This is a genomic window from Delftia sp. DLF01, assembly GCF_014852125.1.
GTDB classification, from domain to species: Bacteria; Pseudomonadota; Gammaproteobacteria; order Burkholderiales; family Burkholderiaceae_C; genus Comamonas; species Comamonas acidovorans.
This window is the reverse complement of sequence record NZ_JACVAZ010000004.1, coordinates 416,355-439,939: the sequence shown is the minus strand read 5'-3', so window position 1 is coordinate 439,939 and position 23,585 is coordinate 416,355. Positions and strand designations below refer to the sequence as shown.

Annotated in this window: 18 protein-coding genes; 7 read left to right on the top strand and 11 right to left on the bottom strand. The window is 67.0% G+C overall.

The features are described 5' to 3' along the window. Positions 1-9: 9 nt before the first annotated feature. The gene (locus IB269_RS22985; protein WP_192368410.1) at positions 10-1,965 is read right to left on the bottom strand and encodes a sigma-54-dependent Fis family transcriptional regulator; all 1,956 of its coding nucleotides are present in this window, start codon (positions 1,963-1,965) and stop codon (positions 10-12) included. Positions 1,966-2,287: 322 nt separating this feature from the next. Between IB269_RS22985 and IB269_RS22980 the strand changes: the two genes are divergently transcribed. Beyond that, positions 2,288-3,811 (top strand): aldehyde dehydrogenase family protein, encoded by a 1,524-nt coding sequence (locus IB269_RS22980; protein WP_012207447.1) that lies wholly within the window; start codon positions 2,288-2,290, stop codon positions 3,809-3,811. A 67-nt stretch (positions 3,812-3,878) separates the two neighbouring features. Further along, a complete protein-coding gene (locus IB269_RS22975) occupies positions 3,879-4,253 on the top strand; it encodes a DUF779 domain-containing protein (RefSeq protein WP_034398973.1) in 375 nt (124 codons plus the stop codon). A gap of 18 nt (positions 4,254-4,271) precedes the next feature. Here the strand turns inward: IB269_RS22975 and IB269_RS22970 are convergent, their stop codons facing one another. From IB269_RS22970 to IB269_RS22955, 4 genes are all read right to left on the bottom strand, one after another. Further along, positions 4,272-4,859 (bottom strand): peroxiredoxin, encoded by a 588-nt coding sequence (locus IB269_RS22970; RefSeq protein WP_141835351.1) that lies wholly within the window; start codon positions 4,857-4,859, stop codon positions 4,272-4,274. Positions 4,860-4,935: 76 nt separating this feature from the next. Beyond that, on the bottom strand, positions 4,936-8,004 hold the full coding sequence (locus IB269_RS22965) for an efflux RND transporter permease subunit (protein ID WP_192368409.1): 3,069 nt from the start codon (positions 8,002-8,004) through the stop codon (positions 4,936-4,938). Next, positions 7,997-9,166, bottom strand: a complete 1,170-nt coding sequence (locus tag IB269_RS22960) for an efflux RND transporter periplasmic adaptor subunit (RefSeq protein ID WP_192368408.1) — start codon at positions 9,164-9,166, stop codon at positions 7,997-7,999. Before IB269_RS22960 ends, IB269_RS22965 begins: the two co-directional genes overlap by 8 nt. 77 nt (positions 9,167-9,243) lie before the next feature. After that, positions 9,244-9,861: a TetR/AcrR family transcriptional regulator gene (locus tag IB269_RS22955; protein WP_012207452.1), complete on the bottom strand. Its 618-nt coding sequence runs from the start codon at positions 9,859-9,861 to the stop codon at positions 9,244-9,246. 89 nt (positions 9,862-9,950) lie between these two features. Between IB269_RS22955 and IB269_RS22950 the strand changes: the two genes are divergently transcribed. Both IB269_RS22950 and IB269_RS22945 read left to right on the top strand, forming a co-directional pair. Continuing rightward, the gene (locus IB269_RS22950; RefSeq protein ID WP_192368407.1) at positions 9,951-11,450 is read left to right on the top strand and encodes an efflux transporter outer membrane subunit; all 1,500 of its coding nucleotides are present in this window, start codon (positions 9,951-9,953) and stop codon (positions 11,448-11,450) included. 142 nt (positions 11,451-11,592) lie between these two features. After that, complete coding sequence (locus IB269_RS22945; RefSeq protein ID WP_097201382.1) at positions 11,593-11,919, top strand: hypothetical protein; 327 nt, start codon at positions 11,593-11,595, stop codon at positions 11,917-11,919. A 71-nt stretch (positions 11,920-11,990) separates the two neighbouring features. On the opposite strand, the gene IB269_RS22940 is transcribed toward IB269_RS22945, so the two are convergent. Then, the gene (locus IB269_RS22940) at positions 11,991-12,458 is read right to left on the bottom strand and encodes a DUF1348 family protein (protein WP_046240238.1); all 468 of its coding nucleotides are present in this window, start codon (positions 12,456-12,458) and stop codon (positions 11,991-11,993) included. Between the two features lie 85 nt (positions 12,459-12,543). Here IB269_RS22940 and IB269_RS22935 point away from each other — a divergent pair, with 85 nt between their 5' ends. Beyond that, positions 12,544-13,122, top strand: coding sequence for a TetR/AcrR family transcriptional regulator (locus IB269_RS22935; protein WP_192368406.1), 579 nt, complete (start codon positions 12,544-12,546; stop codon positions 13,120-13,122). Positions 13,123-13,153: 31 nt separating this feature from the next. On the opposite strand, the gene IB269_RS22930 is transcribed toward IB269_RS22935, so the two are convergent. The 5 genes from IB269_RS22930 to IB269_RS22910 form a co-directional block, all read right to left on the bottom strand. Further along, the gene (locus IB269_RS22930) at positions 13,154-15,133 is read right to left on the bottom strand and encodes an ABC transporter permease (RefSeq protein WP_318652180.1); all 1,980 of its coding nucleotides are present in this window, start codon (positions 15,131-15,133) and stop codon (positions 13,154-13,156) included. Further along, positions 15,130-16,347 (bottom strand): efflux RND transporter periplasmic adaptor subunit, encoded by a 1,218-nt coding sequence (locus IB269_RS22925; RefSeq protein WP_192368404.1) that lies wholly within the window; start codon positions 16,345-16,347, stop codon positions 15,130-15,132. Before IB269_RS22925 ends, IB269_RS22930 begins: the two co-directional genes overlap by 4 nt. 66 nt (positions 16,348-16,413) lie before the next feature. Next, positions 16,414-18,915 carry a TonB-dependent siderophore receptor gene (locus tag IB269_RS22920; protein ID WP_192368403.1) on the bottom strand — a complete coding sequence of 834 codons (2,502 nt, stop codon included), beginning with the start codon at positions 18,913-18,915 and terminating at the stop codon, positions 16,414-16,416. Between the two features lie 281 nt (positions 18,916-19,196). After that, a complete protein-coding gene (locus tag IB269_RS22915) occupies positions 19,197-20,270 on the bottom strand; it encodes a FecR family protein (protein WP_192368402.1) in 1,074 nt (357 codons plus the stop codon). Beyond that, on the bottom strand, positions 20,267-20,944 hold the full coding sequence (locus tag IB269_RS22910; protein ID WP_225614260.1) for an RNA polymerase sigma factor: 678 nt from the start codon (positions 20,942-20,944) through the stop codon (positions 20,267-20,269). The genes IB269_RS22915 and IB269_RS22910 overlap by 4 nt, the downstream gene beginning before the upstream one ends. A 552-nt stretch (positions 20,945-21,496) precedes the next feature. Here IB269_RS22910 and IB269_RS22905 point away from each other — a divergent pair. Further along, positions 21,497-21,787 (top strand): co-chaperone GroES, encoded by a 291-nt coding sequence (locus IB269_RS22905; RefSeq protein ID WP_012207457.1) that lies wholly within the window; start codon positions 21,497-21,499, stop codon positions 21,785-21,787. A 46-nt stretch (positions 21,788-21,833) separates the two neighbouring features. After that, positions 21,834-23,477: a chaperonin GroEL gene (gene groL / locus IB269_RS22900; protein ID WP_013800679.1), complete on the top strand. Its 1,644-nt coding sequence runs from the start codon at positions 21,834-21,836 to the stop codon at positions 23,475-23,477. Positions 23,478-23,585 lie beyond the last annotated feature (108 nt).

The following is a 23,585-nucleotide window of genomic DNA, read 5'->3' as shown; positions in this document are numbered from 1 at the left end:
GCAGGCGCCTCACTGCAGCCGCAAGCCGTCCGCCACACGGTCCTGGGCCAGCTTGCGGTACAGCGTCTGGCGGCTGATGCCCAGCATGCGCGCGGCCTGGGTGACATTGCCCCGGCAGTTCTCCAGCGCCTGCCGCACGGCCGAGCGCGAGAGTTCATCCAGGCTCTGCGGCGCAGCGTCGAGCCGGGGGCCGCTGCGGGCGGTCTGCGCCAGCTCGGCCTGGAAGTCGTCGGGCAGGTGCTGCCATTGCAGGCAGTCCTCATGGGGATCGAGCATGGCGCAGGCCGTTCTCAGCACGCTGGCGCACTGGCGCAGATTGCCGGGCCAGCCATGGCCGGCCAGCTGCGCCAGCAGGGCCGGTGCCATGCGCAGCGGGCGCGCGGGTTCGATGTCGGCCAGCATGCGCGCGGCCAGCGCCTCGAAGTCGCCGCGCTCGCGCAGCGGAGGCAGCTCCACGGCCAGGCCGTTGATGCGGTAGTACAGGTCGGCACGAAAGCGCCCCTGGTCGGCATCCTCGCGCAGCCTGCGGTTGGAGGCGCTGACCAGCGCGAAATCGACCGCAACGGGCGTGCCGCCGCCCAGCGGCACCACCTGCCGCTCCTGCAGCACGCGCAGCAGCCGGGTCTGCAGCGACAGCGGCATGTCGCCGATCTCGTCCAGGAACAGGGTGCCGCCGTGCGCCTGGCGCAGCAGGCCCGCCTGTCCTTCGCGCCGCCCGCCCGTGAAGGCGCCCTGGCGGTAGCCGAACAGCTCGGCCTCGATCAGCGACTCGGGCATGGCCGCGCAGTTGATGGCCACGAAGGGGCCGTCGCGGCGTGGCCCGCTGTCGTGGGCCGCGCGTGCAAACCATTCCTTGCCCACGCCGGACTCGCCCTGGATGAGCAGCGCAATCGGCTTGCCCAGCACGCGCCGGGCCTTGTCGGCCGCCGTGCGCCAGCGCGCATCGCCCGTGTCCAGCCGCGCCAGCGCATCGCGCGCCGGCTGCTGCGGCGCCTGTTGCTGTTGTTCTGCAACCCGTTCCACGACCGAGGACCGGACCGTGCGCCGGTCCGGCACCAGCTGGCCGAACAGCGCCGTGCCGTCATGGCGCCGCAGCGGCTGGGCCGCATCGGGCTGGCGGTGCTGGCGTGACAGCAACTCCTCCAGGCCCGCGTCCAGCACCTGCTCCAGCGACACGCTGCCCAGTTGCCCCCGCGACAGGCGCAGCAGGGCCAGCGCGGCGCGGTTGGCGCCCACCAGCCATCCGTCCGCGGAGATCAGCGCAATGCCTTCGGCCACCGTGCCAATGCCTTCGGGCCGCGCGTGCAGGTGCAGGCGGATGTGGCGCTGGCCGTCGCAGGCCATGAGGCGGTTTTCGATCATGCGGGCCGCCGTGCCGACCAGGCCCAGCGTGTGCGGGCTGCCCCGGCCATGTTCGCTGGAGATGTCCAGGATGCCCAGCAGCTGGCCCGTGCCCGACAGGATGGGCGCCGCCGCGCAGGTGAGAAAGCCGTTGCGCTCCAGGAAATGCTCGCCGCCCTGGATTTCGATGGAGTCCATCTCGGCCAGTGCCGTGCCGATGGCATTGGTGCCGCGCTGCGCCTCATGCCAGGACGCGCCGCTGGCCAGGGCCACGCGCTCGGCCTTGCCCAGAAAGAAAGGGTCGCCGCAGGTATCCACCAGGGTGCCGCAGGGGCCGGCCAGCACCACCACGCTCTGGCTGCCGCGCACTTGCTCGGACAGGTATTCCATGACGGGCCGTGAATGCGCCAGCAGCGCATGGTGGCGGCTGCGCAGCACGCCCAGCGCGTGCTGCTCCAGGTTGTCGGCGGCGCCCAGGCGCCCGGTGGGACGCAGTCCCTGCTCGATGCAGCGCTGCCACGAGCGCGCCAGGCGCTCGTCCACCAGGCCGCTGGGGCACAGGCCTGACTCCATCAGGCTGTGACGGGCCTGGCGCAAGGCCACAAGGGAGGCTCTCGATTGCATGCTGTCTCCTGCTCGGGCGTCATTGCGCCGCGTTGCAGACCAGTATGCGGGGCCGGCGGGCACCGGGCAAGCCAAGTGGCAGGCCAGGCGCCCGACTGTTCCATTTCTGGACAGTTGTCCTGTTGCGCAACGTCACGGCACAGGGCGAACGCGCACGGGAATACCCGCAGCAGCCACGTCCCGCGTGCCTTTGCGGGCACCTGCCCTGCGGCCTGCAGGCTGGCACGGCTTTTGAATCATGTCTGCCGTCCGGCCAGGGCCGGATATCCCGATCCACACCCGATCACAACAGACCCATAAGCATCCTCAGGAGACAAGCAGCATGACCGTCTACGCAGCACCCGGCGCCGCTGGCGCCAAGATCGCCTACAAGGCCCGCTACGACAACTTCATCGGCGGCAGGTTCGTACCTCCGGTCAAGGAGCAGTACTTCGACGTGGTCACCCCCATCAGCGGCAAGGTCTACACCCGCGCCGCGCGCTCCACGGCCGAGGACATCGAACTGGCGCTGGACGCCGCCCATGCCGCCAGCGACGCCTGGGGCCGCACCAGCGCGGCCGAGCGTGCGAACGTCCTGCTGAAGATCGCCGACCGCATCGAGGCCAACCTGGAGCTGCTCGCCTATGCCGAGACCGTGGACAACGGCAAGGCCATCCGCGAGACGCTGAATGCCGACATCCCGCTGACCGTGGACCATTTCCGCTATTTCGCGGGCTGCGTGCGCGCCCAGGAAGGCGCGCTCAGCCATATCGACGAGACCACGGTGGCCTATCACATCCAGGAGCCGCTGGGCGTGGTGGGCCAGATCATTCCCTGGAACTTCCCCATCCTCATGGCGGCCTGGAAGCTGGCGCCCGCGCTGGGTGCGGGCAATTGCGTGGTGCTCAAGCCGGCCGAGTCCACGCCCATCAGCATCCTGATCCTGGCCGAGCTCATTGCCGACCTGCTGCCGCCCGGCGTGCTCAACATCGTCAACGGCTTCGGCCGCGAGGCCGGCATGCCGCTGGCCACCAGCAAGCGCATCGCCAAGATCGCCTTCACGGGCTCCACCTCCACGGGCCGCGTGATCGCCCAGGCCGCGGCCAACAACCTGATCCCGGCCACGCTGGAGCTGGGCGGCAAGTCGCCCAACATCTTCTTCGCCGACGTGATGGACAAGGACGATGCCTTCCTCGACAAGGCCGTCGAAGGGCTGGTGCTGTTCGCCTTCAACCAGGGCGAGGTCTGCACCTGCCCCAGCCGCGCGCTGATCCACGAAAGCATCTACGACCGCTTCATGGAGCGCGTGCTCCAGCGCGTGGCCGCCATCCGGCATGCCAACCCGCTGGACACCGACAGCATGATGGGCGCGCAGGCGTCCAAGGAGCAGCTCACCAAGATCCTGTCGTACCTGGACCTGGGCAAGCAGGAGGGCGCCGAGGTGCTGGCCGGCGGCGGCCAGGCCCATCTGGGCGGCGACCTGGAAGGCGGCTACTACGTGCAGCCCACGCTGTTCAAGGGCCACAACAAGATGCGCATCTTCCAGGAGGAGATCTTCGGCCCCGTGCTGGCCGTGACCACCTTCAAGGACGAGGCCGAGGCCCTGGCCATTGCCAACGACACGCTCTACGGCCTGGGCGCCGGCGTGTGGAGCCGCAACGGCAACGTGGCCTACCGCATGGGCCGCGCCATCAAGGCCGGGCGCGTGTGGACCAACTGCTACCACGCCTACCCGGCGCACGCGGCCTTCGGCGGCTACAAGGAATCGGGCATCGGCCGCGAAACCCACAAGATGATGCTGGACCACTACCAGCAGACCAAGAACCTGCTGGTCAGCTACAGCGAGAACAAGCTGGGCTTCTTCTGAAGTTCTTCCCAGGTGAATGCGGCCGGCGGCGCACAGCGCGGCCGGCCACCCAGGAAAGGACCAACCCATGGTTGACAAAGTGACTGCCACCGACGCCGCCCTGGCGCTGATCGCCGACCTGCAGGCGCAGCACGGGCCGGTGTTCTTCCACCAGTCCGGCGGCTGCTGCGACAACAGCGCCGCCAACTGCTACCTGCCCGGCGAGCTGACGATAGGCGCCCAGGACGTGCTGCTGGGCCAGGTGGGCGGCGCGCCCTTCTACATCGGCAAGTCGCAGTACGAATACTGGAAGCACACCCAGCTCATCCTCGACGTGATCGAGGGCCAGGGCGGCACCTTCTCGCTGGAGGGCAGCACGGGCAAGGCCTTCCACACACGCTCCAGGCTGTTCACGGACGAGGAATACGCCGAGATCCTGGCCAGCGAGGGCAACGGCCCCTGACAGGGGCCGCGCGGCGGGCTACTTTCCGGTCAGCCGCTTGACCGCGGCCTCGGTCTGGCGCACATGCTCGTCCGGGTCAGAGCCGATGTGCACGAAGCGGACCTTGCCGTCCTGGCCGATCACGTAGGAGATGCGGTCGGCGCGCTGGGGATCGGCGGCGGCGGAGGCGTCGTAGGCGCGGATGGTCTGCGCCTGCGGGTCCGATGCCACGGCGAACTGGTCGCGGCAGGCCTCGGTGGAAAAGCGCTTGAGCGTATCGATGTCGTCATGCGACATGCCCACCACCGTGGCGCCCATGGCCGCGAAACGCGGCGTGGCCTCGGCAAAGGCGTGGGCTTCCATGGTGCAGCCCTGGGTGAAGGCCTTGGGGAAGAAATACAGCACCACCGGCCCCTTCTTGAGCGTGGCGGCCATGTCGAAATCAAAGGCCTTGCCCGCCACCGCAGCCGGCGTGGTGAAACGCGGCGCGGTGTCGCCCACCTTGAGCGCGGCCTGGGCCAACGGCGACAGCAGCAGCGCCGCCAGCAGGGGAGCGGCGGCACGCGCGCAGCGGCGGCCCAGGGATGCGCGTGGGTGGGTGGAATCGCCGCAGCGGATATCGGACATGCATGGCCTCCTGAGCCTGGAACGGGATGCCCCATTGTGGCCAATCGGCCAAAGCCCTGGGCGCGTGTGCCGTGCATCAGCGCCCTGCTTCGCCGGGCCTGATCCTGAACCAGATCGAGTACATGGCGGGCAGGAAGACCAGCGTCAGCACCGTGCCGGCCAGCATGCCGCCGATCAGCGTATAGGCCAGCGTTCCCCAGAACACCGATTGGGTCAGCGGGATGAATGCCAGGATCGCCGCCAGCGCGGTCAGGATCACGGGCCGGGCGCGCTGGACAGTGGCCTCCACCACCGCCTGGAACGGCGCAAGCCCCTCCCGCTCGTTGTGCTGGATCTGCCCGATCAGGATCAGCGTGTTGCGCATCAGGATGCCCGACAGCGCGATCAGCCCCACCAGTGCATTGATGCCGAAGGGCTGCTGAAAGACGATCAGCGTCGGCACCACGCCGATCAATCCCAGGGGGCTGGTCAGGAACACCATGACCATGGCCGATATCGACCGCACCTGCAAGATGATGATGATCAGCGTGATGGCGATCATGATCGGGAACAGGGGCAGCATGGCCGTCATGGCCTTGCCGGATTCCTCGATGGAGCCGGCCTCGTCGATGCGGTAGCCCGCAGGCAACGCCTTCCTGATGGGCTCCAGCTGCCGGGTGATGGCCGCCGAGACATCGGGCGGCTGCAGGCTGTCATCGATGTCTCCGCGAACCGTGATGGTGGGCATGCGGTCGCGGCGGCGCATGACGGGCTCCTCCATCTGCACGGTGACCTCGCCCAGCTGCGACAGCGGTATGCGCTGGCCAGTGGCGTTGGTGAGCGTGAAGTCGCCGACCCTGGCCACATCGTGGCGGGTGCCGCCCGCAGAACGCGCCATCACCTGCACGGTGCGGATGTCCTCGCGCACGGTGGTCACGGGCACGCCGCTGAGCAGGAACTGCAACTGCTGCGCGACCGCCGCAGAGGTCAGGCCCATGGCCTGCAGCCGGTCCTGGTCCAGGGTGAAGCGCATGACAGGGGTGCGCACCCCCCAGTCGGAGTTCACGGTCCGCATCATCGGGCTGTCATGCAGCACCTTGTGCACCTGGCCGGCAATGTCGCGCAGCCGCTGCGGGTCGGGGCCGGAGACGCGATACGCCACGGGGAACGGGGAGTACGGCCCGAACACGATCTGCGATGCGCGCACCTGCGCCTGCGGAGCCAGTCCCTGGGCGATGGCCTCGCGCAGCCTCAGTTTGAGTGCGTCGCGCTGCGCCTGGTTGGCGGTGCGCACGACGATCTTGGCGAACGAAGGGTCGGGCAGCTCAGGCGAGATGGCCAGAAAAAAGCGCGGTGCGCCCTGGCCGATATAGGCGGTCACGATCTCCGATTCGGGCTGCTGCAGCAGCCAGGCTTCCACCTTGCGGGTGGTCTCGCTCGTCTGGCCGATGGAGGTGCCGTAGGGCATCTGCACCTCGACCATCACCTCGGGCCGGTCGGAGATGGGAAAGAACTGCTTCTTCACGATGGACATGCCCAGCACGGAAGCCACCATGAGCCCGCCCACGACTGCGGCCACCATGCCCTTGCGGGCGATCACCTTGCCCAGCACGCGCCTCAGGCGCTCGTAGCGGGGCGTGCCATACATCGCCGCATGTCCGCCTTCGACCTTCTTGAGAGGGGGCAGCATCTTCACGCCGAGATAGGGCGTGAACACCACGGCCACCACCCAGGACGCGATGAGCGCGATGCCGACGATCCAGAACATGTTGCTGGTGTACTCGCCTGCAGCGGAGCGGGCGAACCCGTTGGGCATGAAGCCCACCGCCGTCACCAGCGTTCCGGACAGCATGGGCGCCGCGGTATGGCTCCAGGCGTAGGCGGACGCGGCCACGCGGTCGTAGCCCTCCTCCATCTTCACCACCATCATCTCGATGGCGATGATGGCGTCGTCCACCAGCAGGCCCAGCGCAAGGATCAGCGAGCCGAGCGTGATGCGGTCGAAATTCTTTCCCGTGGCGGCCATGATGATGAACACGGCCGCCAGCGTCAGCGGCACGGCCGCAGCCACCACCACGCCAACGCGCCAGCCCATGCTGGCGAAGCACACCACCAGCACGACCAGCAGCGCGGCCAGGAACTTGAGCATGAACTCATCGACGGAGGCGCTGATGTTCACGGCCTGGTCCGTCACCTTGGTCAGGCCCATGCCCAGCGGCATGTCTGCATTGATGGCGCCCACCTCCCGGTCCAGCGCCTTGCCCAGGTCCAGCCCGTTCCAGCCGTCGCGCATGACGACGCCCAGCAGCAAGGCCGGCTCCGCACCGTTGCGGATGATGAAGGTCGAGGGGTCTTCGTAGCCGCGCTGGACGGTGGCGATGTCGGACAGCTTGACCGTGCGGCCCTGGGCCACGATGGGCGTGTCGCGGATCTTCTGCAGCGCGTCGAACGCCCCGTCGATGCGGATGAACACCTGGGGTCCCTGGGTCTCCACCGACCCGGCAGGCGTGAGTGCGTTCTGGTTGTTCAATGCCGCGAAGACGTCCTGCGGGCTGATGCCCAGCGTGGTCAGGCGCTCGTGCGAGAACTCCACGTAGATCCGCTCGGATTGCTCGCCGACGATGTTGACCTTCTTGACGCCCGGCACATGCAAAAGACGCTGGCGCAAGGCTTCGGCATCGCGCACCAGCGCCCGGGGCTCCTCGCCGCGCGCCTTGAGGGCGTAGATCGCAAAGGTCACGTCGGCGTACTCGTCGTTCACCATCGGGCCGATCACGCCCGCCGGCAGGTTGCGGGCTTCGTCACCGAGCTTCTTGCGGGCCTGGTAGAACTCCTCCTGCACCTCGCCGGGGGGCGTGGAGTCGAGCAGGGTCAGCGTGGTGAAGGCCAGCCCCGGCCTGACGAAGGTTTCGGTGCGGTCATACCAGCGCAGCTCCTGCAGGCGCTTTTCCAGCTTCTCTGCCACCTGGTCCTGCATTTCCTGCGGGGTGGCGCCAGGCCAGGCCGTGATGATCGTCATGACCTTGACGGTGAAGGCCGGATCTTCCGCCCGGCCCAGCTTCAGGAAGGCAAAGACACCCGTCAGCGAAATCAGCAGGATCAGGAACAGCGTGATGGAGCGCTCACGGACGGCAAGCGCCGATAGGTTGAAACGGCCTTCACTCACGGGACGCTCCCGTGGACACGGAGGACGCCGTGGACGTTGTTGCCGTTGAAGGCGCCGGCGCCTCGCTGTCCAGTCGCACCTGCGCGCCCTCGCTCAGCAAATGCGCGCCGAGCGCGACGATCCGCTCCCCCAGGCCCAGCGCACCCACCACCTGGGCATTGCCGTCCTGCACCTGAACCACGGTGACGGGCTGGCGCCTGACCTGATCGCCCTGCACCACCCAGACAGCGGCGCCCTTGCCCTCATCGAGGATGGCGCCGATGGGGACCTGCAGGGTTGACTTGCCCGCTGTCGATGTCGATGTCGCCGTCGCTGTCGATGCCCCGCCAATCCTGAGCGTGACCGTGCTGCCCAGCGGGGCGCTGGCCGCCGCGCCGGCGTCCAGCACATAGCGGGCCTCAAAGGTGCGGGTGGCCCGGTCGGCCACATCGGACAGCTGGCGCAGTCTGGCGGGGATGACCACATCCTCCCTGCCGAACAGGCGGGCCTGGGCGGTCGAGCCCAGCACGGGGCGCAGTGTTTCGGGCAACTGGACGACTGCTTCGCGCCTGCCGGCATGGGCGAGGCGCACGACCACCTGGCCGGCACTGACCACCTGGCCAGGCTCGGCAAGTGTTTCCATCACGATGCCATCGGCATCGGCCAGCAGTTCGGCGTAGCGGCTGGCGTTCAACGCTGCGGCGGCCTGCGCTTCGGCCGCCCTGAGCTGGGCGCGGGCGGCATCTGCGGCTGCCTTGATCTGTTCATGGACCAAGGCCGAAACGGCACCCGTTCCCTGCAGGTCACGGTAGCGCTGCTCCTCGTCGCTGGCCTGCTGCGCACGTGCCCTGGCGGCTGCGACGGCCTCCTGCTGGGCATTGGCGGCCAGCTTCAGGTCCACCGGGTCGAGGCGCAGCAATGCCTGGCCGCGCCTGACCGTCTGGCCTGTATCCACCAGGCGCTCGAGCACCTTGCCGGCCACGCGAAATCCAAGATCGCCCTGCACCCTGGCCGCGATGGTGCCGGTGAAGACGCGCTCGGAAGCATTGCCTGGCGCTATCAGGGTGGTGCGAACGAGGGGTGGCTGGGTGCGCGGATCCGGCGGCGGGCTTTTGCCGCAGGCAGCGAGTGCAAGTGACAGTGCGCCGACAGCGGCGATGGACAGATGGCGGTGCCGAAGCATGAGGGGGTCCCGATCAATGAGCAGGACCCGATTCTGTGATTGGTGACCATTTATGTCAATGGTCACAACTGCGGATTTTAAGGTGACAGGCTTCTCAGCACCAATCCGGCCAGTTGTGCAGGCGCCTCGTCCGCATGGTCGAGGCTGTGCTGCAGCATCACCGGGTTCAGGTAGGGGAGCATGACCAGGAAGATGGCACGCCCGGTTTCATCCAGTGGCGTCTTGCGCTCGAAGTCGCCCCGCTGGCGCCCGGCATCGAGTATCTGCAGCAGCAGCTGATGCATGCGTTCCTCATAGGCCTGCGCTGCCTGCCAGCGCTCGGCCGACGCCGAAATGGCGATCTCGTACAGCTTGCGGTCTTCGGAGAAAAGCCGCAGCGTGACAGCGACGATCGCCTTGAACAGGCGCCGCAGCTGCTCGGGAGGCGCATCCGTGCTGGCGACGGCCTGGCGGATCTCCGCCTCCATCTCCATCAGGCAGTTGGAACAGATCATCTCGCCGATGACCTGCTTGGACTCGAAGAACTTGTAGATGTAGGCCTTGGAAAAGCCGATGGCCTTGGCAAGGTCGGACACCGTGGTTTTCTCGTAGCCGTAGCGGCTGAAATGCTCTTTCGCCGCAGTCACGATCTGTTGCCGGACATCGTGTTCGACCGGGCCGCGCGCAGAGGTCGGATAGACGTTGGTGGTGCTCATGCGGCCTAGCTTACTCCATCAAAAAAATACTATGCAAGTGACCATTTTGGAATATAGTCACAGCGTCACCACGCTTCTGACTGTTGAACATGCCGCGTCTTGCCGCCCCCGTCTTTCTGATGCTCGCCAGCCTCTGTGCAGGGTGTGCGGTAGGCCCTGACTACCAGCCGCCCGCCACGGCCCTGCCCCAGGCCTACATGGGCAGCCGCGTTCTGGGTGAGACCAAGCCGCCCTCGCCGGCCTCCTCCACGGACCTTGCAGCCTGGTGGGCAGCCTTTGGCGATGCGCAGATGGCGCGCCTCGTCACGGCGGCACTGCAGCAAAACCTGGATGTTGCCCAGGCCGCTGGCCGCGTGCTTCAGGCACGCGCCGGGCTGGATGCGGCGGCAGCCGCCCTGCTGCCGTCGGCCCAGATCTCGGCGCAAACGGCCAGGAGCTATCAGTCGGTCGAGACTCCGCTGGGCCGGGTGCTCGACTCCATGCCGGGGTTCGATCGCTACGGCAGCGCCCAGGAGGCCAACCTCGGAGCCAGCTGGGAGCTTGATCTCTTCGGCGGCCTGCGCAGGGCCAGGCAGGCCTCCCTGGCCGAGTACCAGGCATCGGAAGCCGGCGCCACTGCCGTGCGGCTCGCGGTGGCCGCACAGACTGCGGACACCTATATCCAGATTCGCGGCCTGCAGGCGCGGCTGGCAGTGGCACGCTCGCAAGTGCAAACCCAGCAGCAACTGCGCTCCATCGTCGAACTCCGGTTTGGCAAAGGCCTGGCACCGGAGCTTCAGCTGCGCCAGGTCGAGGGAGCGCTCGCACGGGCACAAGCCACCGTCCCGCCGCTGGAAAATGCGCTCGAGGCCGCCCTCAACGCCATGGACGTGATGCTGGCCACGGCACCCGGCACGCACCGGGCCGAACTGGCCGATCCCCGCCCCGTCCCCGTATTGCCAACCCTTTCCCTGGCGGAGGCACCCGGCGATCTGCTGCGGCGACGCCCGGACCTCATCGCGGCGGAGCGGCGCCTGGCAGCGTCGAACGCACGCATCGGCGTGGCGATCGCCGAGTACTACCCGAAGCTGTCGATCAGCGGCCTGATCGGCAGCGCCACCTCCATCTCCGCAGGCAATCTCTTCAGCGCCGGCGCGTCGCAGGCCAGCGTTGTGGGCGGCCTGCGCTGGCGGCTGTTCGACTTCGGTCGCATCAACGCCCAGATCCACCAGGCGCAGGCACAGGAGGCGGAAAGCCTTGCCGCCTACCGGCAGTCGGTACTGCGCGCCACGGAAGAAGTGGAGAACGCCCTGGTCTCGCTGGACAGGCGGCAGGAGCTGATGGCCGTGCTCGCCAGGGGCGCGGATGCGCTCACGCGGGCCCGGCAGGCCGCAGGCGCCGCCTACGACAGGGGCGTGGTCAGCCTGATCGAGGTACTGCAGGCGGATGAAAGCCTGCTGGGCGTGCTCGATGCACAGGCGCAGGCCCGGATGGAGTCGGCGCGCTCGACGGTGGCGATCTTCAAGGCGCTGGGCGGCGGCTGGACGCCGGAGCCTTCCAGGGCATTGGCAGCCGCCAGCCACGGTCTTCCCGCCAGCGTTGCCCCCTGAACCTGCCACTTCCCGAAAGGAGCCCCCTTTCCACACACAGCAAAGCAACCGAACACCCCTGCGGGACACGCGGCCCAGGCAACCTGCCGAAGCAGGCAGCCGAAGCCATGGCCCGGCTCCACCCACCCCCATCTGTCAAACCATGTCAAACACAACCCCCTCCCCCACCGTTGCTGCAGCCGCACGCATCCTGAAGCCGGCGCTTGCAGCCATCGCCTTCTCGACCTGCTTCGCAGCCCATTCGCAGCCGCAAGACGCCTCGGCAGCCACATCGGACGCAGCGCTTTCCCGCGCCGAAGTCATCGCCGATCTCGCACTCTGGCGCCGCGCCGGATTGGACCGCCATGCGGAGATATCGATCTCCTACGGAGTCGAAACGCAGGAATATCGGGCCGCATACCAGGAGTACCTGCGCCTTCGCAACAGCGAGGCGTTCCAGGAGGAGGTCCGCAAGGCGCTGAGTCGGTAAGGCGGAGCGCCTTCCCGCCAAGGCCATCGCTGCAGCGGCTGGCTGCCTGGGGACGTGGCCCGGGGCTTTGCCTACAGGCCCAGGTCGGACAGACCGGGGTGGTCATCGGGGCGACGCCCCAGCGGCCAGTGGAACTTGCGCTCCGACTCCTGGATGGGCATGTCGTTGATGCATGCGAAGCGCCGGCGCATGAGACCGTCGGCCTCGAATTCCCAGTTCTCGTTGCCGTACGACCGGAACCAGTTCCCGGCATCGTCGTGCCACTCATAGGCATAGCGGACTGCGATCCGGTTTTCCGCGTACAGCCAAAGCTCCTTGATCAGCCGGTAGTCCAGCTCCTTCTTCCACTTTCTCTCAAGAAGGGCCTGGGCCTCGGCGCGGCTGTTGGCGAACTCTGCCCGGTTGCGCCATTTCGTGTCGAGGGTATAGGCCATCGCGACCTTGGCCGCATCGCGTGTGTTCCACCCATCCTCGGCCAAACGGACCTTTTGAACGGCGCTTGCGAGAGAGAACGGGGGCAGGGGTGGGCGAGTTTCCATGATGTGACCTTTTGAAGAGATGTAGAACGATCTGTCTACATGCATCACTCTAACGGAGGTGGAACGATCTGTCTACAATGTCTTCATGAAAACTCCCGAGCCATCCTTCGAGTCATTGCCCCCCCGCGAGCGCATCCTGGTGGCCGCCCACGGCCTCTTCTACGCAGAGGGCATCCGGGCCACGGGCGTGGACCGGATCATCGAGCGGTCGTCGGTCAGCAAAGTCACCTTCTACCGCCAGTACGCCAGCAAGGACGACCTGATCCGCGCGTACCTCGACTACCGCCATGAGCGGTGGATTTCCTGGTTCCAGGCCAGCCTGGCGCAGGCGACCGCGACGGGCTCGTCCGCGTTGGATGCCCTGTCCGCCACCCTCAGGAGCTGGTTCGGCCAGCCCGACTTTCGGGGCTGCGCCTTTCTCAATGCCGCTGCCGAACTGGGCTCGTCCGACCATGAGATCCTGGCAACGGTCCGGCGGCACAAGCAGGAAATGTCGTCCGTGCTGGATCGCCTGTTCGGTGGCCATCCCGTGTCCGTGGGCGCTGCGCTCACCCTGGTGGCGGACGGCGCCATCGTCCATGCGCAGATGGGTCAGCCGATCGATGAAGTCATGGACAACTTCAAGGCAGCGGCAGCGGGGGTTGTGAGCCGCCCCGGGTCTTGAGGAGGTTGCGCAAGTTCCGCACCGGGCCTCGTTACTCCCCTGCCAGCGCAACGACAGGATCGAGCCTTGCCGCCTGCCGGGCCGGCATGAAGCCGAACACCAGGCCCGTCGCCACCGCACAGCCGAAGGCCAGCAGCATGGCTCTCACCGAGAAGACCAGTTCGCTGCCCCAGACGATGAGACCCGCCCCGATGGCCAACCCCGCCACGACGCCGGCGGTTGCGCCGACCATGGTCACCAGCACGGCCTCGGTGAGGAACTGTCGCTGGATGTCCCTTTGGCGCGCCCCGGTGGCCATGCGGATGCCAATCTCGCGCGTGCGCTCCTTCACCGCCATGAGCATGACGTTCATCACGCCGATGCCGCCCACCAGCAGGGACACGGCGGCGATCAGGCTGAGCATCGTCGTCATCGAATCCTGTGCCTGGGCCTGCGCCTGCAAACGCGCGGCTGCGTTGGCGACGAAAAAATCCTCGCGTCCGTGGCGCAAGCGCAGCAACGCCTCGATGGCCGCCTGCGCCGGCAGCACGCTCGGCGAATCCCGCGCCTGGACCACCGTGTAGTGCGGATCGAAGCTGCGACCGTTCGGAAAAACGCGCAGGATGCCCGAGCGGTAGGGCACCACCACCAGGTCGTCTTGCGAACTGCCGCCATCGCCAGCGCCCTTGGCCGCCATGACGCCGACCACCTGGAACGGCGTATTGCCGATGAGAAGTTGCCTGCCCAGCGGCGATTCATCTTCGAAGAACCGCTCGCGCACCTTCTGCCCGATCACGACCACCGGCGCCAGCTGTTCGTCCTCCGCCTCGGTAAAGAACCGGCCTTCTGCCACCGACCAGTGATGGATGGACGGCCATGCATGGGTGGCCGCGATGGTGTCCGCCTGCCAGGCCAAGTTGCCATGTCGCAGCATGGCCGGGTCGCGCGCCACGGGCATGGCGTGCGCCACTTCCGGCAGCTTCTTTATCTCTTCGAGGTCGGCCAGGGTCGTCACGCCCTGCGGACCACCCTGCGGTGGCGGGCGGTTGTTGATGTACATGACGGTCGAGCCCATCGCGCCCAATCGCGCGACCACATCCTCGCGCGCTCCCATACCCACGGCCAGCATCACGATGACCGAGGCCACGCCGATGACGATGCCCAGCAAGGTCAGTGCGGTGCGCGAGCGGTGAATGCGCATGGAGCGCCAGGCCGATCGCAGCGCCTCGCGCAGGTCAGACAGCAGCGGCGTGCCCGGCTCCAGCCGCGCCCTTGCCGCGCCGGGCGCGGGGATGGCGGCGAGCGCGAGGTCTGACGGGGCCTGGCCTATCGCGGCGCGGCCTTCCCGGACATCGCCGACGATGCGCCCGTCGCGGATCTCCACGACGCGCCGGGCCTGTGCCGCCACCTCGCGGTCGTGGGTGATCAGGATGATGGTGTGGCCGGCATCCGCCAGCTCGTGCAGCAGCGCCATGACCTCGGCGCCGCTTTGGCTGTCCAGCGCGCCCGTGGGCTCGTCGGCCAGGATGATGCGCCCGCCATTCATCAGCGCCCGGGCGATGGAGACGCGCTGCTGCTGTCCTCCGGACAGCTGGTTGGGTCGCAGGTGCAGCTTGCCGGCAAGCCCCAGACGTCCCAGCAGCGCGCCTGCACGTTCTGCGCGCTCGGCCCCGGTCTTGCCGGCGTAGATCGCCGGCATCTCCACGTTCTCCTGCGCGGAGTCGGTGGCGATCAGGTGGTAGCCCTGGAACACGAAGCCGAAGGCCTCGCGTCTAAGCCAGGCCAGCTCGTCGGCGACCAGGTCGGCCACGTCACGGCCGTTGAAGCGGTACGTGCCTTGACTCGGCCGGTCCAGGCAGCCCAGCAGGTTCATCAGCGTGGACTTGCCCGAGCCGGACTGGCCGACGATGGCGACGAATTCCCCGGCATGGATGGCCAGGTCGATGCCGTGCAGCACCTCCACCACGGGGCGCCCCGTGGTGGCGCCGCCATAGCGCTTGCGGATGCCCCGCAGTTCGATCAGCGGGGTCACCACCGCAATCTCCTGGGGCCCGCGGCCGGGGCCGTCTCACCGGTGATGATCCGGTCCCCTTCGGCCAGCCCTTCCAGCACCTCCGCCTGAAGGCGGTCCTTCACGCCCAGACGCACACGGCGGACTTCCACGACCTGGTCGGGTGACCGCTCGGCAAGCAGGCGGACCTCGTGCGTCTTGTCGGTGTGCGGGTCGCTGGCGGTCTTGAAGGCGGCCAGCGGAGCGACAAGCACCCCCTGGGCCGCCGCAGCCACCACGGTAGCTTGGGCCGTCATCTGCGGCATCAGGGCGCCGTCGGGATTGTCCACGTCGAACAGCACGGTGTACTGCACGGCCTTCATGGCGGGCGCCGCAGCAGCGCCGCTGCCACCGGCGGCACCGGCACCGGATTGCACGGGCGGGGCCGGCAGCACCTGACGCACCTTGCCGCTCCATCGGCGCCTGTCCCCTCCGAGCGTGGTGAAGTAGGCAGCCTGGCCCACCTTGACATGGCGGATATCGGCCTCGGACACCTCGGTCCACACCGTCATCCGCGAAAGGTCGGCAATGCGCAGCACCGCGGGCGTCTGGTAGGTGGCGTTCAGCGTCTGGCCTTCCTTGACGTCGATGCCTGTCACCACGCCTTCAATGGGTGCGTAGATGCGCGTGTAGCCCAGCCGCGCCTCGTCGGCGCGCAGACTGGCAGCCGTCTGGCGAATCGTGGCCTCGTACTGCGCCACCTTGGCCCGCGCCGAGCGCCGCATGGCGGCGGCCGTCTGCACGTCCTCCAGCCGGGTGGCTCCATCACGCGCCATCTGCTGCTGGCGGCTGTACTGCTGGCCGGCCAGCTCCGCCTGGGCCTGTGCATCGTCCAGCTGGGCACGCAGGCTGGCAATCCGGGCCTGTCCGGCCTCCACGGTGGCCGCCAGCACGCTGGCGTCGATCTCGGCCAGCAACTGGCCCTTGCGGACCGTATCGCCCGGCTGCACGTGGATATGGGTGATCTGGCCTGATACCTGGGCGCCCACGTCCACCGAACGCACGGGTTGCAAGGTGCCGATGGCCGCGACGCTCGATTCGATGTTGCCGCGGCCGACCGTGGCCGTCTGCCATCGCGGCGATGAATCCGGCCGCAGCAGGAGCCAACCCGCGGCAGCGGCCACCGGAATCAGGATCGCCAGGGCGAGCCTGCCCGCGCCGGGCCGCCACCGGCGCTGCGTGGAGTGCGGCGGCATCACCGGGCAGCCTCGCAACTCGATGTGGCGTTACGGCGCATGTCGTCGTGCTTTCCGTCCCGCCGGTCAGTAGTCATAGCGCAGGGTCACCGCGAAGCTGCGTGGCGTGCCGGCGAAGACGCCACCGTAGTTGTTGTTGGTCGGGATGGTCTGGTAGTAGTGCTTGTCCAGTGCGTTGCGAACGTTCACCTGCAGCCGCAGGCGGCTGGTGAACTGGTAACCCGCATGCAGGTTCAGCAGCGTGTAGCCGCCCTGCTGGATGCGAAACCCGGCACCGTCGTGCGACATGGCGCTCTGTGCCTGCACGCTGCCGCCCACACGCCACCGTCCACCGGGCAGGCGGTAGTCGGTGGACAGCTTGAAGACCTTGCGCGGCAAGGTGGTGTTGTAGTGCTTGCCCGCATTGGGGCCGGCCACGTACTTCGGGTCGCTGAAGGTGAAGCCGGCGGCAACGTTCCAGCCTGGTGCGGGCGAGCCCGTGACCTCCAGGTCGATGCCACGGTTGCGTACCTTGGCGCCCTCTGTGTAGCAGCGGGCGCCGCCACTGAGCCCGCAGGTCGAGGCCATGCTCAGGGCCACCGGCAGGTTCAGCTGGTCGGTCTGGAACACGGCCAGCGCAGTTTGCAGGCGGCCGTCGAAGAACTGGCTCTTCACTCCGGCTTCGTAGTTCTTGCCCTTCACCGGGTCGAGCAGGCCGCTCGGGCTGTAGTACTGCTGGATCGAATAGATGTCGGTGTAGCTGGCGTAGAGCGCATGCGCAGGACTCAGGTCATGGACCACGCCCGCATACGGAATGAACTGCCGGCCGGAGTCGAACGATGCGGTGGTGTACGGGCTGCGGGAGGAATAGCCCGACCAGCTCAACCGGCTGCCGACGATGAAGCTCAGCGCCTCTGTGGCGCGCAGACGGGTGGCGATGGAAGCGCCCTTCTCGTTGCGCTCCAGCGCATAGACGGAGGGCGTGCTGCTGAAGCCCGGCGCCCGGATCGAGGAGAAGTCGAAGCCGGTGACGTCTATCGTCTGCGAGCCCCGGGGCGCGTAGATGTCGTAGTCGAAGTTGTCCCTGCGCGTGCTCAGGCCCAGCATGAGCTGGTGCTGGCGGCCGAACAAGGTGTAGGGGCCTGTGGCATGCAGGTCGAAGGCGAACTGCTTGTCGGTGTACTCCGCGTCCACCCAGGTCAGGGCATGGCTGTCGCCCGAGATCCGTGCGGGGTAATTGGCAACGAAGCTGGCCTTGGAACGCACCGCGTTGAAGGCGGCAGCCAGGTTCCAGCCGTTGCCCAGGCGGTGCTTCACGTCGCCGAAGACGGTGTAGTTGTCCCGGTTCAGATGCGCGTCGGGACCTGCTTGCGAGGCCGAGCGGTCCAGGGGGTAGAACGAGCCATCTTCCCGCGTGTTGAAGCCGCCCCAGTCGTAGCCCTGGTGGTTGTCGCGCTGCGCGCTGAAGCCGAGGCTGGCCGTCGTGGCGGCGCCCAGGTCGGTCTCCACGATGGCGTAGAGCATCCGGTTGTCGGCCTCGGCGCCCTGCCTGAAGCTGTTGGACTGGTTGTTGAGCAGCACGGCGCGGCCGCGCACGGTGCCTTGGGCATTGAGCGGGCCGGATACGTCGAACTGCGCCCGGTAGTCCGCCCAGGAGCCGGCGCCGACCTCGGCACTCATCTGGAACTCGCGCGTCGGCCGCTTGCGCACCAGGTTGATGACGGCCGACGGGTTGCCCGAGCCCTGGAGCAGGCCGTTGGCGCCGCGCACCACCTCCACCCGGTCGTAGATCGCCATGTTGTTGAGCGACATGGCGTCGGCCGAAAAGCTCTCGGCCATGCTGGTGGACAGGCCATCAATCTGCAGGTCCGTGACCTGGAAGCCCCTGGAATAGAAGTACGAGCGCTCGGTGCCCAGCTGGCTGTAGGTGACGCCCACAAGGGCATCGGTCACGTCGTCGAGCGACTGCATGTTGGCATCGCGCATCTGCTGCTGCGTCACCACGCTGACCGATTGCGGCGTCTCGCGGATGGACAGGTCCAGTTTGGTGGCAGTGCGCACCCGGTCCGCGGTGTAGGAGCCGGTGCCTTCGGTCGCTCCATTGGCATCGGCTTGCGCCGTCACCGTCACTTCCGCCAAAGTCACCTTGGAAGCAGCAGCCGCTGCTGTCTGGATGGTGAAGGTGCCGGGCTGCGTGCTGACGGCGGCCAAGCCCGTTCCAGCCAGCAGTCTTGCCAAGGCTTCGCGTGCACTGAGATTGCCGCTGACTGCTGCGCCTTGGCGTCCTTCGACCAGCCCGTCATCAAAGAGCACCTGCGCTTGCGTCTGGCGGCCAAATGCCTTGAGGGCTTCAAGCAGGGGCTGGGCCGCGATGTGAAAGGGCTGGCGGGTTTCCATGGCGGCGGCGGGCTGGGCCAGCGCCTCGCCGGGGCTGACGGCCATCACGGCTACCGCTGCCGACACGAGCACCGCCACCAGGCTGGGCCGCAGCACAGGGCCGCACTCCTGTGTGCGGACAGACCGCGCACGGTGCACGGCCAGCTTCCCATTGTTGTTCTCGAAACGTTCCCTCGACTGACCTTGGTACATGACCTGTAGCTCCTGGATTCCTTGTGCGTACGACGACGACGGCAGGCCCAGGGCAGGAAGGCGGGTACGCCCGCTTGCCAGATCAGGCGGGGGCGTAAAAGACAGCCAACTGCGCGGGGATGCCGCTTGCTTGCGGCCGTTGGCTGGGAATCAATCAGAAAGCGGTGATTGCTCATTTCCGTGGCTGGCAGCCCCGGGGCGCAGAAATTCCTCGCCCCTACCCATGAAGAAGCAGGAAAAGGCAAAACCAGAGAACCCGACAAAATGAAACAATTTGTATCTCAACGAAAACCGATCAGCCAGCCACCCTCGGCGCGCCGCTGCACGCGCACGCTGGCTACGCTGGGCAGGGCCAGGAGGAAGCGTTCCGGCTCCTCCAGCGCAATCAGGCCCGAAACAGTCACGGCCTGGAGCGCAGGGCTCTCTATCTCCACCGGCTGGCCGAGGTAGCGCGACAGTTCATCCGCCACATGCCGAAGCGTGGCGCGCTTGAAGTAGATCTGCCCGGTCCGCCATTGCGCAACGTCTTGCGTTGCCACTGAAAGGCTGCGGCGGCGCCCGCTGGCGGGATCGATGGCCACACCCGCACCCGGGCCCATGGCGAGCACGGGGGCTTCGGGATGGGTCTTTGAGCGCACCTCGACGCGCCCTTCCTGCACCTGCACCACGAATTCCGGCGGGGCTGCCCGCACATTGAATGCGGTGCCGACGACGCGCACCTGGCTGCCGCTGCTGTCCACGGTGAAGGGCTTGCCGGCATCCGCCGCGACCTTGAAGAAGGCCTCGCCCTGGTCGAGTACGGTTTCGCGCCGGCGGGGGTAGTAGCGCACCTGAAGGCGGCTGTTGGCATTGAGCGCCACCTGCGATCCATCGGGCAGGTCGATGCGGCGAAGTTCGCCGGGAGCGGTGGCGATATCGACCGCATAGCTGGCGGTGTTGTCCCAGCGGTGCCAGCCGTACCCGGCGGCGACCACGGCGAACAGTGCTGCGGCGAAGGCCGATGCCATGGCGGGTCTGCGCGGCCGGTCCGCGGCCCCTGCAGCACTGCTTGGCTGCGGCGCCGGCCTGCCGGCGCGCGGTGCTTCGCGAGCGGCAGCCGCTGGCGGGTTGCTCCCGTAGACCGCCGGGAACATGGCCTTGAGTTGCTCCGCTTCACGCCAGGCGCGGCCGACACCGTCCATGGCCTCGCGATGGGCCGGGTCCTGCGCCAGCCACTCGTCGAGAGCGCGCTCGTCCGCGCCCGACCAGCCGGGCTGCTGGCGACGCACATACCACTCGCCCGCGCGATGGTTGAGCCCAAGCACCTGCTCGGGCGGGAGGTCCTGCAACCGGGAATGGCCTGGCTCTGCGCTCATGCTCTTTTGCCCTGCGCCGGTGGGGCGGCGCATTCGTCGTCGTTGTCTTCTTCGGCATCCAGTGTGCCCTGCAGGGCCTGCAGGCGCCTCATCTGAGTGGCACTTGCGAACAAGATGCGCGTCTCGCAATAGCCGACGGCCCGGCCCAGGTGCTTCACCACCATCCGTGTACTGATCCCCATGCAATCGGCGGTTTCCTCAACGGTGCGCCCCTCGATCCGTTGAAGAATGAAGGCTTCGCGCTGCCGTGGCGGCAGTTCCTGGATCGCCTCGTGCAGTCGCGTCAGCCGCTGGCGGCTCTCGGCTTGACGCTCGGTGTCTCCGAAGCCCTCGGCAGAGATGGCAAGCAGCTCTTGCTGGCAGTCGTCATACGGAACACTCTGGAGCCCTTGCGCCTCCGGGCCCTTTTCCCAGTCTCGCGCCGCCACGCTGCGCACGGTCTGCCGCAGATAGGGCTGCTCCTGCCCGGGCTCGAGATTCCTGCCCGTGGCGGCCACCCGCGCGAACACTTCCTGCGCCGCGTCCTCGACCGCTGCAGTGGTTCGAAAGTGTCGGCGCAACAGGCGCATCACAGGCGTGCGCCAACGCGTATAGAGCGCAACCAGGGGAGCCTCTGGAGTCTGGCGCCCAGGTATCGGCTCACCCCGCGCTGCGGAGACCGGATCGCGTTTCATCCCCTAGCCTTTGCGCACGGGAGGAATGCAGCAGCCGACCGTGAACCCGCAAGGGCACTGCATTCGTCAGTGATGAAAGTCTGGAGGTGAGGCACAACGCGCAGATGGGCAACCGATCCGTGGCGCCGGGGACCCCCACGCATCGGATGGACAACGACGGGGAGGGGCGCCCTGGCCATGTGCGCAGATCGCATGGATGAATGAGATTCATTCCCATTCTAGCGCCTGGACGTCCTGCAATCAGGACTCTGGCCCCCAGCGGCGCGCCGCAGGAACTCCATCGGCGCGGGCTCCGCAGATGCCACGTCTTGCCATAGTGCTGGCCGAGCGATGAGCCAACACCCACCGGGAATCCGTGGCGCAAAAGCATGTGAGGCGTCGTTACACACTGCGGCACATCGACCCTACCCCTTGAATCCTGGCCGAATTGCCTTATTATTAGCACTCGTTGGGTATGAGTGCTAACAGTCCTCTGTCCCACATTGCTTCGAATGCCGGCCCGCCGGGCCGGCAAGTCTTTGTTTCAACTTTGTTGATGATTTAGGAGTTGGTATGAACCTGCGTCCCCTGCACGATCGCGTGATCGTGAAGCGCCTCGAGAACGAAACCAAGACGGCTTCGGGCATCGTGATCCCCGAGAATGCCGCCGAGAAGCCCGACCAGGGCGAAGTGCTGGCAGTGGGCCCCGGCAAGAAGAACGACAAGGGCGAAGTGATCGCTCTGAACGTGAAGGTCGGCGACCGCGTTCTGTTCGGCAAGTACAGCGGCCAGACCGTCAAGGTCCATGGCGACGAACTGCTGGTGATGAAGGAAGACGACCTGTTCGCAGTCGTCGAAAAGTAATCCGCGCTTCGAAACCGCACTTTCCAACTGAATCCGGAGAATTGAAATGGCAGCAAAAGACGTAGTTTTCGGCGGCGAAGCACGCGCCCGCATGGTTGAAGGCGTGAACATCCTGGCCAACGCGGTCAAGGTCACCCTGGGTCCCAAGGGCCGCAACGTGGTGCTGGAGCGCTCCTTCGGCGCCCCCACCGTGACCAAGGACGGTGTCTCGGTCGCCAAGGAAATCGAACTCAAGGACAAGCTGCAGAACATGGGCGCCCAGCTCGTGAAGGAAGTGGCCTCCAAGACCAACGACATCGCCGGTGACGGCACGACCACCGCCACCGTGCTGGCACAGGCCATCGTCCGCGAAGGCACCAAGTACGTGGCCGCCGGCCTGAACCCCATGGACCTCAAGCGCGGCATCGACAAGGCTGTCGCCGCCCTGGTGGAAGAGCTGAAGAAGCAATCCAAGGCCACCACCACCTCCAAGGAAATCGCCCAGGTCGGCTCGATCTCCGCCAACTCCGACGAATCCGTGGGCAGCATCATTGCCGAAGCCATGGACAAGGTCGGCAAGGAAGGCGTGATCACCGTTGAAGAAGGCAAGTCGCTGGCCAACGAACTCGACGTCGTCGAGGGCATGCAGTTCGACCGCGGCTACCTGTCGCCCTACTTCATCAACAACCCTGAAAAGCAGGTTGCCCTGCTGGACAACCCCTTCGTGCTGCTGTTCGACAAGAAGATCAGCAACATCCGTGACCTGCTGCCCACGCTGGAAGCCGTGGCAAAGGCCGGCCGTCCCCTGCTGATCATTGCAGAAGACGTCGAAGGCGAAGCCCTGGCAACGCTGGTGGTCAACACCATCCGCGGCATCCTGAAGGTTGTGGCTGTCAAGGCTCCTGGCTTCGGCGACCGCCGCAAGGCCATGCTGGAAGACATCGCCATCCTGACGGGCGGCAAGGTCATCGCTGAAGAAGTGGGCCTGGCGCTGGACAAGGTGACCCTGGAAGACCTGGGCCAGGCAGTGCGCATCGAAATCGGCAAGGAAAACACCACCATCATCGACGGTGCTGGCCAAGCTGCTGAAATCGAAGCCCGCGTCAAGCAGATCCGCATCCAGATCGAAGAAGCCACCAGCGACTACGACCGCGAAAAGCTGCAAGAGCGCGTGGCCAAGCTGGCTGGCGGCGTTGCCGTGATCAAGGTTGGCGCTGCCACCGAAGTCGAGATGAAGGAAAAGAAGGCCCGCGTTGAAGACGCCCTGCACGCTACCCGCGCTGCTGTGGAAGAAGGCATCGTGGCCGGCGGCGGCGTGGCTCTGCTGCGTGCCAAGCAAGCCGTGGGCGACCTGAAGACCGGCGATGCCGAGCAAGACGCCGGCATCAAGCTGATCATGAAGGCCATCGAAGCGCCCCTGCGCGAAATCGTGGCCAACGCTGGTGGCGAGCCCTCGGTGGTGGTCAACGCCGTGCTGAACGGCTCGGGCAACTACGGCTTCAACGCTGCCAACGACACCTACGGCGACATGCTGGAAATGGGTATCCTGGACCCGACCAAGGTGACGCGTACGGCCCTGCAGAACGCCGCTTCCGTGGCATCGCTGCTGCTGACGACCGAAGCCATGATCGCCGAGTCTCCCAAGGCTGAAGGCGGCCCTGCCATGCCCGACATGGGCGGCATGGGTGGCATGGGCGGCATGGGCATGTAATTGCCCGCCGCAACCGGGCAGGCCTTGCGCCATGCCCGGTTTGCCCAGCAAGACAAAGGCCGCCCTCGGGCGGCCTTTGTCATTGCATGAATGCTTTTTTTGCCGATG